15 protein-coding genes are annotated in these 18,165 nt (G+C 49.7%); 3 read left to right on the top strand and 12 right to left on the bottom strand.

From position 1 onward, the window contains the following. Positions 1 to 13: 13 nt before the first annotated feature. From AC6R0L_RS17425 to AC6R0L_RS17370, 12 genes are all read right to left on the bottom strand, one after another. Complete coding sequence (locus AC6R0L_RS17425) at positions 14 to 997, bottom strand: chemotaxis protein (RefSeq protein ID WP_500625541.1); 984 nt, start codon at positions 995 to 997, stop codon at positions 14 to 16. A gap of 236 nt (positions 998 to 1,233) precedes the next feature. Next, entirely contained in the window at positions 1,234 to 2,244 is a 1,011-nt protein-coding gene (locus tag AC6R0L_RS17420) for a substrate-binding domain-containing protein (protein ID WP_500629961.1), read from the bottom strand. 60 nt (positions 2,245 to 2,304) lie between these two features. Further along, positions 2,305 to 3,228 carry a ribokinase gene (gene rbsK, locus AC6R0L_RS17415; protein ID WP_500629960.1) on the bottom strand — a complete coding sequence of 308 codons (924 nt, stop codon included), beginning with the start codon at positions 3,226 to 3,228 and terminating at the stop codon, positions 2,305 to 2,307. A gap of 191 nt (positions 3,229 to 3,419) precedes the next feature. Then, on the bottom strand, positions 3,420 to 4,298 hold the full coding sequence (gene rbsB / locus AC6R0L_RS17410; protein ID WP_500629959.1) for a ribose ABC transporter substrate-binding protein RbsB: 879 nt from the start codon (positions 4,296 to 4,298) through the stop codon (positions 3,420 to 3,422). A gap of 64 nt (positions 4,299 to 4,362) precedes the next feature. Then, positions 4,363 to 5,346: a ribose ABC transporter permease gene (rbsC, locus tag AC6R0L_RS17405; protein ID WP_500629958.1), complete on the bottom strand. Its 984-nt coding sequence runs from the start codon at positions 5,344 to 5,346 to the stop codon at positions 4,363 to 4,365. Then, a complete protein-coding gene (gene rbsA, locus AC6R0L_RS17400; protein WP_500629957.1) occupies positions 5,343 to 6,848 on the bottom strand; it encodes a ribose ABC transporter ATP-binding protein RbsA in 1,506 nt (501 codons plus the stop codon). Before rbsA ends, rbsC begins: the two co-directional genes overlap by 4 nt. 60 nt (positions 6,849 to 6,908) lie before the next feature. Next, a complete protein-coding gene (gene rbsD / locus AC6R0L_RS17395; RefSeq protein ID WP_500629956.1) occupies positions 6,909 to 7,328 on the bottom strand; it encodes a D-ribose pyranase in 420 nt (139 codons plus the stop codon). 408 nt (positions 7,329 to 7,736) lie between these two features. Beyond that, positions 7,737 to 8,405, bottom strand: coding sequence for a LuxR C-terminal-related transcriptional regulator (locus AC6R0L_RS17390; RefSeq protein WP_500625536.1), 669 nt, complete (start codon positions 8,403 to 8,405; stop codon positions 7,737 to 7,739). A gap of 163 nt (positions 8,406 to 8,568) precedes the next feature. Then, positions 8,569 to 9,570 (bottom strand): S1 family peptidase, encoded by a 1,002-nt coding sequence (locus AC6R0L_RS17385; RefSeq protein WP_500630006.1) that lies wholly within the window; start codon positions 9,568 to 9,570, stop codon positions 8,569 to 8,571. Between the two features lie 74 nt (positions 9,571 to 9,644). Beyond that, positions 9,645 to 10,607, bottom strand: a complete 963-nt coding sequence (locus AC6R0L_RS17380) for a S1 family peptidase (RefSeq protein WP_500629955.1) — start codon at positions 10,605 to 10,607, stop codon at positions 9,645 to 9,647. A gap of 103 nt (positions 10,608 to 10,710) precedes the next feature. Continuing rightward, a complete protein-coding gene (gene gcvT, locus AC6R0L_RS17375) occupies positions 10,711 to 11,829 on the bottom strand; it encodes a glycine cleavage system aminomethyltransferase GcvT (RefSeq protein ID WP_500629954.1) in 1,119 nt (372 codons plus the stop codon). Between the two features lie 259 nt (positions 11,830 to 12,088). Then, positions 12,089 to 12,712 carry a helix-turn-helix domain-containing protein gene (locus tag AC6R0L_RS17370; protein WP_334551502.1) on the bottom strand — a complete coding sequence of 208 codons (624 nt, stop codon included), beginning with the start codon at positions 12,710 to 12,712 and terminating at the stop codon, positions 12,089 to 12,091. Positions 12,713 to 13,033: 321 nt separating this feature from the next. Between AC6R0L_RS17370 and AC6R0L_RS17365 the strand changes: the two genes are divergently transcribed. The 3 genes from AC6R0L_RS17365 to gcvP all read left to right on the top strand — a co-directional run bounded on the left by AC6R0L_RS17365 (position 13,034) and on the right by gcvP (position 17,701). Further along, positions 13,034 to 14,329, top strand: coding sequence for a serine hydroxymethyltransferase (locus tag AC6R0L_RS17365; protein ID WP_500629953.1), 1,296 nt, complete (start codon positions 13,034 to 13,036; stop codon positions 14,327 to 14,329). 34 nt (positions 14,330 to 14,363) lie between these two features. Then, positions 14,364 to 14,744 carry a glycine cleavage system protein GcvH gene (gcvH, locus tag AC6R0L_RS17360; protein WP_334551500.1) on the top strand — a complete coding sequence of 127 codons (381 nt, stop codon included), beginning with the start codon at positions 14,364 to 14,366 and terminating at the stop codon, positions 14,742 to 14,744. 86 nt (positions 14,745 to 14,830) lie between these two features. Further along, positions 14,831 to 17,701, top strand: a complete 2,871-nt coding sequence (gene gcvP, locus AC6R0L_RS17355; protein WP_500629952.1) for an aminomethyl-transferring glycine dehydrogenase — start codon at positions 14,831 to 14,833, stop codon at positions 17,699 to 17,701. Positions 17,702 to 18,165: the final 464 nt, after the last annotated feature.

Raw genomic sequence — 18,165 nt, 5'->3', positions numbered from 1 at the left:
TTTGACCTGGCAATCAGGCCGTTCGACCAAAAATGTATTTATCCATCATGGCCACCATTTTGCCAATTTCTGGTTTCGTAATGGTGTCATTCGCGCCAAGTGCCAGTGCTTTTGCTCGGTTGTCCTCACTCATCAAAGAAGAGAACATCACGATGGGGATCGATTGATACGCTTCGCTCTCTCGAAGGCGTTTAACTAAGTGCATGCCATCCATACGAGGCATCTCTACATCCGTCACCACACCATCGATCAACTCGTTGACCGGTAAGTTTTCCTCTTTCGCCACTTCAATCAAATTCATCAGCTTGTCGTGTGCTTCACCACCATCTTTACAAGCAATGATGTTGTAGCCAGATGAACTCAAGGTATCTTGGATTAGAGAGCGGATAAAAGCAGAGTCATCGACCACCATGATGGTTTTGCCATTACGTTTGGTGATCATCCGTTGGTTCATATCGACGCTCTTATCTTCTTTCACGTCGTATTTATCCATAGACAATTCTGGGTTAATGTCGGCAATGATTTTTTCAAAGTCGAGGATCATGATGAGGTTGCCATCTTTACGGACCACCGCAACAACGCAGTCTTGTTCGCCCGCTTCTAAAAACTGGCTTGGTGACTCAACGTCATTCCACGAAATACGGTGAATGCGACTGATACTGTCAATCAAAAACCCATTGGTCATATTGTTGAAGTCAGTGACAATAACAAACTTTCGAGCGAGATCTGGGTTGGTCGGGACACCGAGCCAGCCAGCCAAATCCACCAGCGGGGTCAAAATATCACGTGATGAAAATACGCCCACCATATGCGGCTGTGCGTTGGGGTAATCGGTGGTTTCCGGAACCTGAATCACTTCGCGTACTTTGGCGACGTTGATACCGTAATAACACGTTTTGGTTTTACCATTTGGGAGCTGTTTTTCTAAATGAAATTCAATGATTTCCAGCTCATTGGTACCGCTCTCAGTGAGTATCGTACTGCTAGATACGCTCATAATGACTTATTGCCTGCTCTCAACTTGAAGATATACGCCTTTTTAACCGCTATTCACGCTTTTGTAAATTGCCACCCCGTAGGTTCGACGTAGGAATAACCAAGTTTGCGTCGATTCCGTGACGAATAGCGAGGTCTGTGCGTTGTGGTACTTTTAGTGTAGACAGGATTGTCAGCATGATCACTGAAAAATCATCACGCTAATCAATCCGAATCTGCCTGAGTAAAAAGTCGGCACTATGAGAGCGACAACTTTTTCACTGTGTGACGCTCGACCAAGGTCGGCTCTAGTTGCACGACTTGGCTCTCCTCGACGCTGTGTTCAAGACGCTGCAATAGTGCCTCGACCGCCGCTTTGCCGAGTCGATACTTAGGTTGGTGGATAGTGGTTAAAGCGGGTGTCATAAAGCGCGCGATATGAATATCGTCATACCCGATGATAGAGAGCTGATCCGGAATTTTGATCCCTAATTCGGCTGCAGCGTTAATCACGCCAAGTGCCATCATGTCATTGCAGACAAAAATCGCACTGGGCAGCGGCCCTTTCTCGACCATCTTATGCAGAGCGTTGTAACCGCCTTCACACTCAAAGTCGCCTTCGATGATCCAGTTCGCTTTGAACTCATTGCCCGCTTCGTTCATCGCGCGTTTATACCCTTCGTAGCGCATCTGCGCTTGGTGTTTTGCCAGTGGCCCAGTAATACACCCCACCTGAGTGTGGCCACAATCAATCAAATATTTCGCCGCTAAATAGCCGCCGCGCAAAGAGTTGTCTTGAATCTTGTCGCTGGTAAACAGCATCGGGCCCCAATCCATGACGACAACGGGGATGTCTGGGTATTTGTCAAAGATATCGATGCGCTCGCCTTCAAGCGACGAGCACATCAAAATCAGCCCATCGACACGCTTTTGCAGCAGAGTATTGATGGATTGACGCATCCGCTCATGATCGCCTTCGGTGTTGCACAAGATCAGGTTATAGCCTTGATGATAACAGCTGCGCTCTACGCCCTTGACCACCTCACCAAAAAATGGGTTCGTCGAGGTCGTCACCAGCATACCGATGGTGTTCGTACGATTGACTTTAAGACTGCGCGCAAGCGCCGATGGCGTGTAATTGAGCTGAGAAGCGGCTTGATTCACGCGCTCGGAGATCGCCTCACTCACAAACCGCGATTGGTTGATCACATGGCTAACCGTAGAGGTTGAGACCCCTGCCAGTTTGGCAATATCTTTCATGGTCGCCATATCATCGTCTCCTTACTACAGCGATATTATGGCTGCCGACCCGGCAGCCATCTAAACAAGCTAGACTCGCTCAGCAAGAAACGCCTCCACTTCTTGACGACTAGGAATCGACGTTTGCGCGCCAAACCGTGTCACGGAGAGCGCCGCTGCTGCATGAGCGAACCTAATCGAAGATTCTAGAGGCAAATCCTCTAATAAGCCAGTGACCAAGGCACCATTAAAGGTATCCCCTGCGGCTGTGGTATCCACAGCCTCAACACGAAAACCTGGGATAAGTTCCCCCCGTCCATTTTGACTGAGCCATACACCCTTAGCACCCAGCGTAATGAGCACGATCTCAATGCCTTTCTGGTGCAAAGCATTCGCGGCTTGCTGCGCTGAGGCATCATCGGTCACCGTGATACCCGTCAGCACTTGCGCTTCGGTCTCATTTGGGGTGATGACATCCACACACGCCAGTAACTCATCGCTGAGCACCTGCGCAGGGGCTGGGTTTAAAATGACATTGGTACGCGCTTCTTTGGCAATGCGGGCGGCTTTCTCAATGCCGCACATTGGGGTTTCCAATTGCATTAATAGATAGTGAGCTTGACGAATCGCTTGGCAATCTTCGTTGTCTATCGCCTCTGCAATCAGCTTCGCGTTTGCTTCCGCTGAGATGCAAATGCTGTTTTCACCGCTGTCAGCCACTTGGATCATCGCAATCCCAGTCGGACAGTTAGGTTGCATTTTCACGCCAGAGATGGCGATTTTATCTAACTTAAAGCTCTCACGGATGTTAATTCCAAACGCATCATCGCCGACACACGCGATAAATCCGACATCTGCATTGAGCCGAGCGGCAGCCACCGCTTGGTTGGCGCCCTTGCCACCAGGAATGACTTGATAATGTCGACCGTGCAGCGTCTCACCTGGACGCGGGAAAGAAGGCACCTGAAGAACATGGTCAGCGTTAACACTACCCAATACCACTAACTTATTCATAGAAAATTCCTCGGTTCGAGTGAACCTTGTTTCGAGTTACGCTAAATACCTTTTCACTCACAAGGATGACTCTCGCTCGGTTTTATCAAGACTAAGCCTTGTGAGTGCAAAGATATTCGCCCTCCTACTCCCCTTCAGGCAAAGGAAGTAGGAAGGCACGCACGATAACCATGCGTTATTTCATGACGTGATTACTTAGTCACCACTTTCAACGGTACTGGGATGTAAGCTTCAACACTTTCCCCTTTCAGCACTTTCGCTGCGGTCTCGATGCCCAATGCACCAATCAGATCCGGTTGCTGAGCAATGGTTGCCGCCAATTTGCCACGGTTAACCGCTGCAATACCGTCGTCTGTGCCATCAAAACCAACGATCATCACCTCTTTACCCGATGCTTCGACCGCGCGCAGTGCACCCAGTGCCATCTCATCGTTTTGGGCGAAGACGGCTTGTACATCCGGGTTTGCTGCCAGCAAGTTTTCCATTACGTTCAAACCTTTAGTACGGTCGAAATCCGCTGGCTGACTGGCCAACAGTTCCATTTCGCTGCCTTTCACCGCGTTCATGAAACCCTCACCACGCTCGCGCGCTGCAGAAGTACCTGCGATACCTTCAAGCTGAATCACTTTGGCTTTCATGCCCACTTTTTCAACGATGTAGTTACCTGCAAGCTCGCCCCCTACAACGTTATCTGACGCAATGTGACTGACAACCTCACCACGGCTTGCACCGCGGTCAAGCGTCAGCACAGGGATATTGCTGCGGTTGGCCATACGAATCGCGTTCGATACAGCATCAGAATCGGTTGGGTTGATTAAGATCGCTTTGACGCCACGTACCGTAAGATCTTCCACGTTGGAGAGCTCTTTACTTGGGTCATTTTGCGAGTCCAGAACGATCAGCTCGTAACCCAACTCTTTCGCCTTCGCTTCCGCGCCATCTTTCATGGTGACAAAAAATGGGTTATTCAACGTTGAGAGGACAATCGCCATCGTGTCTTGCGCATGAGCGGTAACAGACACAGTGGATGACAGCAGAGCAGCAGAGATAAGAGTTGCTAGTTTTTTCATTGTTTTAGTCCTTTATGTAGGGGGAGACTCGAAGTGTGACCACGACGAGTCAGAGTTAACCTAATTACTTGTTTTTGTTATCGACCAGTACCGCAAGTAGAATCACTACGGCCTTAGCGATCATTTGGTAGTAAGAGGAGACATCGAGCAAGTTCAGCGCATTGTTCAAGAAACCAATGATCAGCGCGCCAATCAAGGTGCCCATGATTCGCCCTTTACCACCCATTAAGCTGGTACCACCCAATACCACCGCTGCGATGGCATCCAGCTCATAGCCCATACCTGCCGTCGGTTGCGCTGACGACAAGCGAGAAGTGATGATGATCCCTGCCAGTGCCGCCAACAGACCACAGATGGCGTACACTCCGATTTTCACGCGGTCGACGTTAATGCCCGATAAACGTGTGGCCGACTCATTACCGCCCAGCGCGTAGACGTAACGACCAAAACGAGTGTGATTGAGTAGATACCACGTCGCTGCAAATACCACGACCATTAACCAGACCGGAACAGGGATCCCTAAGGCGTAGCCCGTACCAAACCAAGCGAACGCATCGGCGGTATCGGTAAAGCCCGTTGAAATAGGACGACCATCGGTGTACACCATAGTGACACCACGCAGAAGGGTCATGGTGACTAAGGTTGCGATAAACGCCTGCACCTTACCTTTGGCAATGATGATCCCACTGATCGCGCCCAGCGCCGCCCCCGCCAGCAGTGCGGTTGGCACGGCGATCAGTACCGGAACTTCCAGTGCAATCATGCTCGCGGCAAAAGCACCACATAAGGCCAGCACAGAGCCGACGCTCAAATCGATGCCCGCGGTTAAAATCACCAGCGTCATCCCCACCGCAATGATCGCATTGACCGAGGTTTGGCGAAGAATATTTAAAATGTTATCAAGGGTGAAAAAGTTCGGGTTTAAGAACGACACCACGACAATCAAAAACAGCAGGGCAATCAAAGATTTCTGCTCGATTAACCACTCTTTGCTCAGCAGCTTTTTGCTGTGGCTAGGGTTCGCTTTAGTTAGGGTTTTGCTGCTCATGCTGCATCCTCAATACGCTTTTTACCGACGGCACACGCCAGTAGTGTTTCCTGGTCTGCCTCTTTGGCATCAAATTCGCCGCTAATTCGGCCCTCGTGCATCACTAAAATGCGATCACTCATTCCGAGCACTTCTGGCATTTCCGACGACACTAAGATGATGCTCATCCCATCGGCTTTAAATTTATTAATCAGTTGATAGATCTCTTTCTTGGCGCCGACATCCACGCCGCGTGTTGGCTCATCGAGAATCAGCACTTTAGGCTTGGTCATCAAGCCTTTCGCAATCGCTACTTTTTGCTGATTGCCCCCCGATAAGTTGCCAATAATCTGCTCTCGACTTGGCGTCTTGATGTTAAACAGATGAATAAAATCATCGACGGCAATCACTTCATCGCTATGTTGAATACGCCCGCCCTTGGTGAGCTTATCCAGTGAACAGAGCGACATGTTCTCTTTGACAGAAAGCCCAAGCACCAGTCCATCGCCTTTACGATCTTCAGAGATGTAGGCAATACCATTCGCCAGCGCATCTTGTGGGTTTTCTGGGTTCACCGTTTTGCCATTGAGATTGATCACGCCCCGCTCACTTGGCAGCGCACCGTAGATCACTTTCATCAGCTCGGTACGTCCAGCGCCCATCAGGCCAGAAACGCCCAAGATTTCACCTTGGTTTAAGGTAAAGCTGACATCTGAAACACCCGAACCGGTCAGGCCAATCACTTCCAAACAGACCTTGCCATGCGTGACTGCGATGCGTGGGTACTGCTCGTCCAATTTGCGTCCGACCATCATCTCAATCAGGCCATCTTCATCGGTATCAGACACCGGACATTCACCAATGAACTTGCCATCACGCAGCACGGTAATGTCATCACAAATCTGGAAAATTTCCTTGAGGCGATGGGAGATATAGACAATGCCGCAACCCTGATCGCGCAGTTCATTGATCACCGCAAACAGCGATTCCGTTTCGGTATCGGTCAAGGCATCGGTCGGCTCATCCATAATGATGACTTTGGATTCGAATGAGAGCGCTTTGGCGATTTCCACCATTTGCTGCTCACCCAAGCTCAACTCGCCCAACAACTGCTTCGAGCTGTGTTTCACGTTCAAGCGGCGCAACAATTTATCCGCTTCCGCGTACATGGTGTCCCACTGAATGCGCCCCAACGCAGAGGTAAATTCGCGGCCTAAGAAGATGTTTTCCGCAATCGTCAACTCAGGGATCAGGTTCAGCTCTTGGTGAATAATGCTGATACCTGCTTGTTGTGAGTCCCTTGGTCCTTTAAAAGCCGCGGGTTGGCCCTGATAGTGGATGGTTCCGCTATCTTTGGTGTAGATGCCGGTCAGGACTTTCATCAAGGTTGATTTACCTGCTCCGTTCTCCCCCATCAGCGCCATCACTCGGCCTGGGTACACATTGAGACTGGCGCTATCTAGGGCTTTGACCCCAGGAAACGCTTTGTCGATGTCACTCAGTTGTAAGATAGCTTGAGACATAATTGTTCCTGTCTTTGTGCAGCGTCACCGCGTCACACGATGTCGCCAACGTCATGATGGTTAAAACACGACGCCCGATTGGAAGATAACATTGGCATACGGTGTACATTCGCCCGTACGCACAATCGCACGACTGCGCTCGCTACGCTGTTTAAACGCTTCATGAGAGAGGGTGTGCACTTCGATTATCTTACCTGACGTGCAACGCTCCTCATCGATCAACGCCATCAATGCTCGATGATGCTCAGGGCTGACTTCGGCAAACTCTTGCGCCACAATCACTCCTTCAATCTGCGCTTCACTTAGCCAGACACGCACCGTATCTAAAAAGCTGGGCACGCCATAAGTCAGCGCCAAATCGATGCGCTGCACCGACTCTGGAATAGGCAAACCGGCATCACACACGGTGATTTCATCGGTATGGCCGAGTGTCGCCGCTAGGTGGGACAACTCCGCATTCAGTAGGGAACTTTTTTTCATGTAGGGAACCTTTTTCTCGTTCATCGTTTCGCTGGCCGTGGGCTTCTCTTACCGGAAACAGCGCGATCACATCGCGTTAATACCCCTGTCGCTGATTGAAGCGCTGTTTAAAACACCTAGCTTTAATCAACCTTGTAAATGCCATCGAAACGTTTCGATGAAATAATAGAACGCTCAGTGATGAATGCGATACCTCTGCGTTGAGAGTGTGAGAATGATCGATAGAAACGAGCAACACGCCGACAAAAAAGTGATCGCATTCACTTTCAAGACGGTCGGATCAGATACGTTTTATCGATGCGATGAATAGATAAGTATAAAAAGTGACCGAGAATAAAAGAGAAAAGGCACGACCCATCGTTGACTCACATCAATGACTGGCCGCGCCCTAATGAGAGGGGAATGCGTTTAAACGCGCTCCTCAAGTGCAATGTTGTTGTTTGCCCAAAGTAGCGCTTGCAAACGGTTTTTTGCGTTGATTTTCTTGAAGATATTGTGCAAGTGGGTCTTCACCGTGTTCTCACTGACGAACAATTCATCGGCGATCTGTAAGTTAGATGCCCCATGCCCAAGTAGCCGCATGATCTCTTTTTCTCGCTTGGTCAAACTGGCGTAGGATTGCGACGTGGTCACGGTGTTAGCACAGCGAAAGTGTTCGATGTAATCCTGGGCCAGTTTACGAGACAGCCACATCTCATCTTGCATGATCTTTTCCATGCCTTTGAGAAGCAGCGATAAATCGTCATCGTTATAAAATACGCCCACCAAGTTGCGCCACTTGAAGAGTTGCGTAGAAGGCACCTCTTGTGGGCAGTTAATCACGATCTCACGCGACACATGGTCATTGTTCGTTTTTGCTTGGCTGTACAGTTCAAACTTTTCTTCGTCGATGTACTGAAAATCGAAGAGTACAAAATCACCTAACAAGCTGCTATCGAAGTGCCCCGACTGCAAATCTTCCATGGTGACAATGTTCACTTTGAGGTGTAATCCCTGCTCAAGAGAATCTCGAAACAGTTTTGATTGCATACTTACGTCTGATAAAAGCGTAATTTGGTAGTGATGTCCATTTGTCATAGTAATAGTCCTAGCTCAACCCATTCACAATTTAAAACTATCGTTTAGCACAGATTAGTCAACGTGGATGATTGAGACATTCCTCAAGTTTTATACGCAATTACTCCAATATTCAGATGTTTATATTGATTATCTCATTTTTAAGAATCGAAACAGATCGATTTTAACCATGTGATCTTTCTCTCAAGTGCCATTTCAGCGTGCCAGAAAGTAGCAATAAAACCAAAAAGAGTAGACCTGAGCTCCCTCCACCACCGCCACTTGATGGAGAGGACGTCGTTTCAGTGCTGTAGACCAAACGACGCTGGCCATTGCTTGTCACCACATAGGTTTTTGGCGTTTCTTGCCCGTTAATGACCCGCTCGATCCAATCCTGATAATCGTACACATCGGTAAAAACCGAAGTCACACTCACCGATTGATCACCACACTGAGAAGGACCAAAACTGGTGATCCCCACCTGAACAAACTCGACGCCATTGTCCCAATAGACAGGGCCTCCGGAATCGCCACTGCACGTCGAGTTTCGGTAACCGGCTGAGATCTCACCACTGAAACAGAGTTGTTTGCTGGTAATATTACTGCCAAACTCGCTACGGCAAGTGGCGGTGGAGACGTAGTCCAGCGTCGTATCTCGCGCTAGCGTGCCGCCATCTGCACCGCCTTCGATCAAGCCATGCCCGACGGCTTTAAAGGTATCGCTTTCACCAAAGCTATTGTTGACTGTTGAATTGATAAGATAGGTGTAGTCACTTGCACTGACCGCCGTTTCGAGCTTAATGATGGCAATGTCATTTGGCCAAAGCGCCGCTTCACTGTTTTGGTAGTTATCGGGGTAATAGAACTCGCTTGCGCGCGCTTGTTCTGCGTTGAGAAAATCATCCTCATCATCAAGCCCCGGCGCGACGACGGTGTAGAGCATTAAATCATCATCACCATAAATGCAGTGCGCCGCCGTTAACACGTAACGACTGTTGATGAGCGTCGCGCCGCAAAATGAGGAAGGCTGATAGACGCTGTCCGTTTTATAAAACAAGCTGGCAAAGGTGGGGTAATCCGTTAAATCGGTCGTCGTGCCATTGACAATATACGGCGAGACTTCTGCGGCACTTACACAGGCGGTGGACGCCATGAGAGCCCACCCTGCTACTATCCATCGACCCATCATTCTCATCCCTCACGACACTCTACTCAATAAGTTTAGTTTACGAGTGTCACTTGTGAGAAGATCGGCGCCGTTTATGCGTGACGACGTTGACCAAGCAGAACAAGTGCCAATAAGGAGAAGAGGCCAAGGCTACCGCCGCCACCACTCGAGCTGGTCGTCGTGGAAATACCTAGCGCGCTGTTTCGGGCCTCATCGGTAATCGTCACCTTGGGTGTCTCATTACCATTTAACACCGAATCTATCCAATCAGCATGGTGAGACACTTCAGTGAACACCGAGTTAGGCTCAATACCTGTAAAGCCACAACCAGCCGCTGGTCCAAAACTGGTAATACCGACCTGTTTCGTGTTCCAAAACAGAGGGCCACCTGAGTCACCTTGGCATGTCGCGTTGTCATAAACAACCGTCGCGGCACCGGTCATACATAAGTTGTCACTGGTATCGACACCGGTATACACATTGCAATCTTCGTTCGCCACATAAGCCAATTGAGTCTCTTGCAATGAATCACTATCGTCGACGCCTGTCTCAGTGTTGCCGTGTCCGATCGCGAAAAACTGCTCTGACACATTGCGGTAAGTCAACTCGTCTGACACCGTTGCTCTGTCTGTGTAGTCAGAAACAATGGTGATGGGCGTAGCCAGCTTAAGTATCGCAATATCATTGGCCAATGTGTCATCGTTGTAGCTATCAGGATAGTAATACTCATTGACCATGACCCGATCAATCACATCGTCTGGAAAGTCACTTTCGTATTGGAGTTGCGGGACAACCGATGTGAATCGCTGACTATCGCTATCACCGTAGATACAGTGCGCTGCGGTAAGTACGTACTGACTACTTAGCAGTGTAGCCCCACAATAAGGACTGGTGCTGTAAGCACCATCATAATCAATCCGGTCATAAAACAGGCTGACGAAAGACGGATATTTCGTCACACTAATATCTGAACCATTAACGATATAAGGAGTAATGTCGGCGGCATAGAGCGGGGTCGCGAGCGTGACACCCAATAAGAGAAATACGTTTTTCATTCAATACATCCTTGAAACAGCAGCCTTGATTCTACCCAATTATTGATACAAAAAAACCTCTCCGCAGAGAGGCTTATGCACAATATCTATCATTTAACCATGATTAACCGCGATAGTATCTCTGAGGGACAAACGGCATTTTTTCAACGGTCATGGGCAGTTTTTTACCGCGAACCTCGGCAAACAGAGTGGTGCCGATGCTGGCCAGATCGGCGCGGACATACGCCATAGAGACGGGCTTGCCGGCATTCGGGCCTGCGGTGCCGCTGGTGACGATGCCGATTTTGTTGTCTGATTCATCAAATAACTCTGTGCCTTCACGAACTGGCGCTTTGGTTTGACCCACAAGACCGACGCGCTTGCGCGAGACATCTTTCGATTCAATTTGACCAAGAATAATGTCGGCCCCTGGGAAGCCCCCTTCTCGCTCACCGCCGATGCGACGCACTTTCTGGATGCCCCAAAGCAAACTAGCCTCAACCGGTGTCGTGGTCGGGTCAAGGTCATGGCCATATAGACATAGGCCACACTCTAAGCGCAGAGAATCGCGCGCGCCTAAGCCAATCCATTCTACCTCATCTTCCGCCGTTAAACGGGTCGCCAACTCTTCCGCGTGTGAGTTCGGCACCGAGATTTCAAATCCGTCTTCGCCAGTGTAGCCGCTTCGGCTGATCACGCACTCCACACCCAGTAAGTTGAGGCGTTTGACATCCATAAAGACCATATTCGCTACATCAGGGTTCAATCTTGCCAATACGTCCACCGCTTGCGGGCCTTGAATCGCAAGTAAGGCGCGATCTTCAATCACCTCCAGCTCCACACCCGATGGCAAATGTGATTGCAAGTGATCGATGTCTTGCTGTTTGCATGCTGCGTTAACCACGACAAACAAGTGATCGCCTAAATTGGCCACCATTAAGTCATCCATAATGCCGCCGTTGTCGTTGGTAAAAAACGCGTAGCGCTGATTGCCTACAGGCAAATCAATGATATCGACAGGAACCAAAGACTCAAGGAAGGCCGCTGCCCCTTCACCATGCAATCGCAATTGTCCCATGTGGGACACATCAAAAAGTCCGGCAGCGTCTCGGGTATGAAGATGCTCTTTCTTAACGCCGAGTTTGTATTGCACAGGCATATCATAGCCAGCGAACGGCACCATCTTTGCGCCCGCTTCAACATGCAGAGTATGAAGAGGGGTTTTCAGTAATTCTTGAGTCATTGTTGTCTCCATGTGATCCGGTCCGTTTTCCTTGAGAGGAAACCTTGTTTCCAATAATAAACACGACGATGGCGAGAATGCACCCTAAATAAGAGCGTGAGAAGTGAAAGTGTGACATTTAACATTAAATTCACAACAAGGCATCATCAATAAAAACGCCGCCTTGAGCAAGATTCGATCAAAGCGGCGTTATTCTACGCATAAACAACCCAAAAGCAAACGTTTGCTTTCACTATAAGAAATTTACATTTGATTCACGTTATTTGGCTGTCACCCACAAAATATGCGCGTCTTGCTCACTGGTTGAGATCAACATGTGGCCCATATTGGCGTCATAATAGACGCTGTCACCCACTGTCAACTCAATCGGTTCATAAAACTCTGAGTAGAACCGAACCGTGCCCGATAAGATCAATAGAAACTCTTCACCATCATGACGAACCCAGTCACTGTACTCTTCAAAACGCCTCGCGTGGACGCGGCTTTTGAAAGGCATCATCTTTTTATTGGACAATTGAGTAGCCAGCAATTCGTGTTCATACGTCTGCGTGGGGTGCGGTTTGCCGTGCCCAACTCGGGTGACATCTCTTCGCCCTGTTGCGACCTTTTTTCTAGGTGGCTCAAAGAGTTGTGGCATATCTATCGCCAACCCCGATGCCAACTTTTGCATCGCTTGGAAAGTCGGTGATATTTGCTCGTTCTCAATTTTACTAAGCGTTGAACGCGCGAGCCCAGTGCGTTGACTGGCTTCCTCAAGCGTGATGCCTAACTTGCTACGAATCTCTTTGATGCGCTCGCCTAACTTAAGCGGCTCGATGTTTTGATCACCCGCTTCCTTCGCTAGGGTGATGGACGGGTACTCATCGTAGATATCTTCTGACATGTTTCCCTCAGTCATACTTTCTTCACTTCCTATTTGGATTTCATTGTGCCCCAAGGTCGTACAACTGGAAAGGTGAGGATAGGAAATATAGTGTGCACTCGTTAACAAAAACCGCAAGCGTGTTTCCAATAGGAAATTTTTGGTTGATTGTTGATGCAACTACCGCTATGTTACCAACTTGTTAGTTGTCGAGATGCATTTTTACCCCAGTGTTTCGCGCCATTTTTGCGACCAAGTTGGGTTTTCCCCTCTCTTTTCGGGGCATGGATTTACACAAAATTTAGTCAGCACGCTGACGACTCAATTGGAAGGTCATCGACTATGAACAACACCTATCACAATCATCGCTTAGAGAATTTTTTCTCAACTCAACTCAGTGCCACCGACGATGCCGTCTTTGCAGGCATCCAAGCAGAGCTGTCTCGACAAAACGAACAAATCGAGTTGATCGCTTCAGAAAACATTGTGTCAAAAGCGGTGATGCAGGCTCAAGGCACCTGCCTAACCAACAAATACGCAGAAGGTTACCCAGGTCGCCGCTACTACGGTGGCTGTGAGCATGTCGATACGGTCGAGGCCATCGCTATCGAACGCGCTAAAAAGCTTTTTCAGTGTGAATACGCAAACGTTCAACCTCACTCTGGCGCACAAGCAAACGGCGCCGTCATGCTCGCACTGCTGCAACCGGGCGACACCATTTTAGGCATGTCTCTTGATGCCGGCGGCCACCTCACACACGGCGCAAAACCTGCGCTATCGGGTAAATGGTTCAACGCTGTGCAATATGGGGTGGATCGCGACACGCTCGAAATCAATTACGACGATGTCCGAGCACTGGCAAAAGCGCATCAACCGAAGCTTATCATCGCCGGTGGCAGCGCCATTCCTCGTACGATTGATTTTGCCCAGTTTCGCGCGATTGCTGACGAAGTCGGCGCTTTACTGATGGTCGATATGGCACACATCGCCGGCCTTATCGCCACTGGCGCGCACCCAAGCCCTCTTCCCTATGCTGATGTCGTCACCACAACGACGCACAAAACCCTACGCGGCCCGCGTGGTGGCATGATTTTGACCAATGATGAAAGCATCATCAAAAAGATTAACTCTGCTGTCTTCCCTGGGCTACAAGGCGGACCGTTGATGCATGTTATTGCAGCGAAAGCGGTCGCGTTTGGTGAAGCACTCGGGCCTGAGTTTAAGACTTATATCAATTCGGTGATCAGCAACGCAAAAGTTCTTGCTGAGGTGTTGCAAACTCGCGGGTGTGACATTGTGACAGGCGGAACGGACACGCATTTGATGCTCGTCGACCTAAGACCAAAAGGGTTAAAGGGCAACAAAGCAGAAGAAGCGCTTGAGCGTGCCGGGATCACATGTAACAAAAATGGCATCCCATTCGATTCTGAGAAGCCTATGATTACATCGGGCATTCGATTGGGAACGCCTGCGGGAACCAGCCGCGGCTTTGGCGCTGAAGAATTCAAACTTATCGGACAATGGATTGGTGATGTTCTGGACGGGTTAGTGGATAACCCTGAAGGAAATACAGAAGTAGAGCAACGCGTTCGCAAAGAAGTGAAAGCCTTGTGTCATCGCTTCCCACTGTACCAATAATCAATTTTATCTTAGTTATTTTGGAGATTAAGCAATGGACAAAACACTGAAGTTTGCAGATAGCCATGAGTGGGTACGTGACAACGGTGATGGCACTGTAACTATCGGTATTTCTGAGCACGCTCAAGAAATGCTTGGCGACGTGGTCTTCGTCGACCTACCGGAAGTAGAAGACGAGATTGAAGCCGGCGACAGTTTCTCGTTGGTTGAATCGGTTAAGGCCGCTTCTGATATTTACGCGCCGATCACCGGTGAAATCATCGAAATCAACGAAGAGCTCGAAGACAGCCCAGAGCTAATCAACGAAGAACCGTATGAAGGCGGCTGGATCGTCAAAGTGAAGATGTCTGATCCTTCTGAGCTAAATGACCTAAAAGACGCCGAAGAATACCTAAACTCAATCGAAGACGAGTAATAAGCACAACAGCAAAGCTGCCCCCAATTTGGGAGGCAGCTTTTTTTCACGGTTCGCTCAGCGAACTTTGGAGCAGGTAAAGGACAATGACTGAATTACTTCAAAGCCTCAGCACACAAAATGAGTTCGTTGCTCGCCACAACGGCCCAAACACACAAGACCAACAAACCATGTTGGCGGCCATCAATTCCACCAGTTTAGATGCTCTGATTGAGGAAACGGTGCCGCCGCAGATTCGTCTAGAGCAGCCACTAAGCTTGGCCCCAGCCAAGAGCGAAGCGGATATGCTGAGCGCCATGCGCCAGTTCGCCGATCAAAACCAAGTCAAACGCACCTTCATTGGTCAAGGCTACTACAACACCTTCACACCCAACGTGATTCTGCGTAACGTGATGGAAAACCCAGGTTGGTACACGGCCTACACGCCCTATCAGCCGGAAATCTCACAAGGCCGTTTGGAATCTCTGCTCAACTTCCAACAGATGGTGATGGATCTAACCGCAATGGACATCGCGAACGCCTCCCTTCTGGATGAAGCAACTGCAGCAGCAGAAGCGATGACGCTGTGTAAACGCGCCGGCAAGAGCAAGAGCAACGTCTTTTTTGTTGCCGATGATGTGCACCCTCAAACGATTGAAGTCGTCAAAACGCGTGCAAAATACATCGGCTTTGATGTCACCATAGGGTCATTGGACTCTCTCCCAGAACAAGACGTATTCGGTGCCTTGGTTCAATACCCGGGAACAACTGGCGAAGTGCGCGATTTGAGCGACGTGATCGCCAAAGCGCAAGCCAACAAAACACTGGTTGCGGTTGCGACCGACCTACTCGCGTGCGCACTGCTTAAGCCAGCGGGCGAAATGGGCGCAGACGTGGTGATTGGTTCAGCGCAACGTTTTGGCGTACCTATGGGTTACGGCGGCCCACACGCAGCGTTTATGGCGACGCGTGACAAACACAAGCGCACCATGCCAGGACGCGTGATTGGCGTATCGATTGATGCCAACGGCAACCAAGCCCTGCGTATGGCGATGCAAACCCGTGAGCAACATATCCGCCGCGAAAAAGCGACATCGAACATCTGTACCGCGCAAGCACTGCTGGCCAATATGGCGTCGTTCTACGCGGTTTACCACGGCGCGGAAGGTCTACGTACCATCGCACGCCGCACGCATCACATGACAGCAATTTTAGCCGCTGGCCTGACCAAATCTGGCTTCGAGCTGGCGCACAACAGCTTCTTCGATACCATCACCATCAATTCAGGCAGCCAAACAGAGGCGTTGTATGCTAAAGCACAAGCGGCAGACATCAACCTGCGCCTGATCGCAGATAAAGCGCAATTGGGCGTGAGTTTTGATGAAACCACCACCACTGATGACATCGCCGCGCTATTTGACGTGTTTGGTGTGAAAGAAGAGATCAACGGACTGTCGTCAGAAATCAGTGGCAACGAGTTCGCCGCGATTCCTGAAACACTACGCCGCACGTCAGCGTACCTAACGCATCCTGTCTTCAACACGCATCACAGCGAAACGCAGATGATGCGTTACCTCAAGCAACTTGAGAACAAAGACTTCTCATTGACACACGGCATGATCCCGCTCGGCAGCTGTACCATGAAGCTTAACGCCGCAGCCGAGATGATTCCTGTCACTTGGCCTGAGTTCGGCGCTCTTCACCCGTTCGCGCCACTAGAGCAAGCCGCAGGCTATGCGGCATTGGCGAAAGATCTGAAAGAGAAGCTGTGTGAAATCACGGGTTATGATGATTTTTCACTGCAGCCTAACTCTGGTGCATCGGGTGAGTACGCGGGTCTGATTGCCATCCAGCGTTACCATGAGAGCCGTGGCGAAGGTCACCGCAATGTGTGTCTCATCCCAAGCTCAGCGCACGGCACCAACCCGGCGACAGCCTCAATGGTGTCGATGAAAGTTGTGGTGGTGAAATGTGATGAAGACGGCAACATCGATTTGACCGATCTCGCGGACAAAATTGAAAAGCACGCTGACAACCTCTCTAGCATCATGATCACCTACCCGTCCACACACGGCGTGTACGAAGAGCAAGTGAAGCAGGTGTGTGAAATGGTCCACGCGGCGGGCGGCCAAGTCTACCTAGACGGTGCCAACATGAACGCGCAGGTAGGTTTGACCTCACCGGGCTTGATTGGCTCTGATGTCTCTCACCTCAACCTACACAAAACCTTCTGTATCCCGCATGGTGGCGGTGGCCCGGGTATGGGACCAATTGGTGTGAAGTCGCACCTCGCGCCTTTCTTGCCGGGACACATTGAAAACGGTGTTGAAGGTAAAGAGTTTGCCGTCTCTGCGGCGGATCTTGGCAGTGCATCTATCTTGCCTATCTCTTGGGCCTACATCGCAATGATGGGCGAAGCTGGCCTCACTGAAGCGACTAAGGTGGCGATTTTGAACGCCAACTATGTAATGGAGCGCCTACGCCCTCACTACCCTGTGCTTTATCGCGGCAAGAACGGTCGAGTAGCGCATGAGTGCATCATCGACATCCGCCCGCTAAAAGAAGATATCGGCATCAGTGAAGAAGACATCGCGAAGCGTTTGATGGACTACGGTTTCCACGCGCCAACCATGTCGTTCCCAGTCGCCGGCACCTTGATGGTTGAACCAACGGAGTCTGAAGATCTGGCTGAGTTGGATCGTTTCTGCGATGCGATGATTGCCATCCGCGAAGAGATGAACGCCGTAAAAGAAGGCGCTTGGCCACTCGACAACAACCCACTGGTCAACGCACCGCACACACAAGTGGATTTGGCGAGCGAACATTGGGATCGCCCATATTCACGCGAAGTGGGCTGCTTCCCATCCAGCGCGACTAAGCAATGGAAATACTGGCCAACCGTCAACCGTGTCGACAACGTCTACGGTGACCGCAACTTGATCTGCTCTTGCCCGAGTATTGAGAGTTATGAAGGGTAAGTGACGTAGGTTGAACAGCCCGCTATTTTGTTGGATGTTCTAGTTAAATCTAAAGCGAACCGAGTAAGGTTCGCTTTTTTGTTGGTTTAGAATCCGTAAATCTCGGTGAAATTGTGATTTGCTCGGGAGCAAACAATTGAACAAAAGCGTGTTACAAAGTTGACTCTAACGTGAGCTGGTTACATGAGATAAAGTATCTCAAACATATATTACCAAGGCTTTTTTGTATATTTCTGAATAGCCTTGCCGTAATGCATCGCAGAAATTTACAGCTACCAGTACTAAAAGAACGGATAACTTTTAGTCGTGCAAAAGCTCATTAACAAGATATGAATGAGTAAAAGCACTAAGTAGGAATGGAGAAAATCCGAGCTAACAACACAAAACATGCGTTGGTCAGCAACCTCCCCCAACCAAAACAGGGAGCCTATAAGCTCCTCGTTCTTCCCATCCATCACCCTACA

Source organism: Vibrio sp. R15-SG3-ISO1A (genome assembly GCF_059833955.1).
This window is presented reverse-complemented; position numbering and strand designations above follow the sequence as displayed.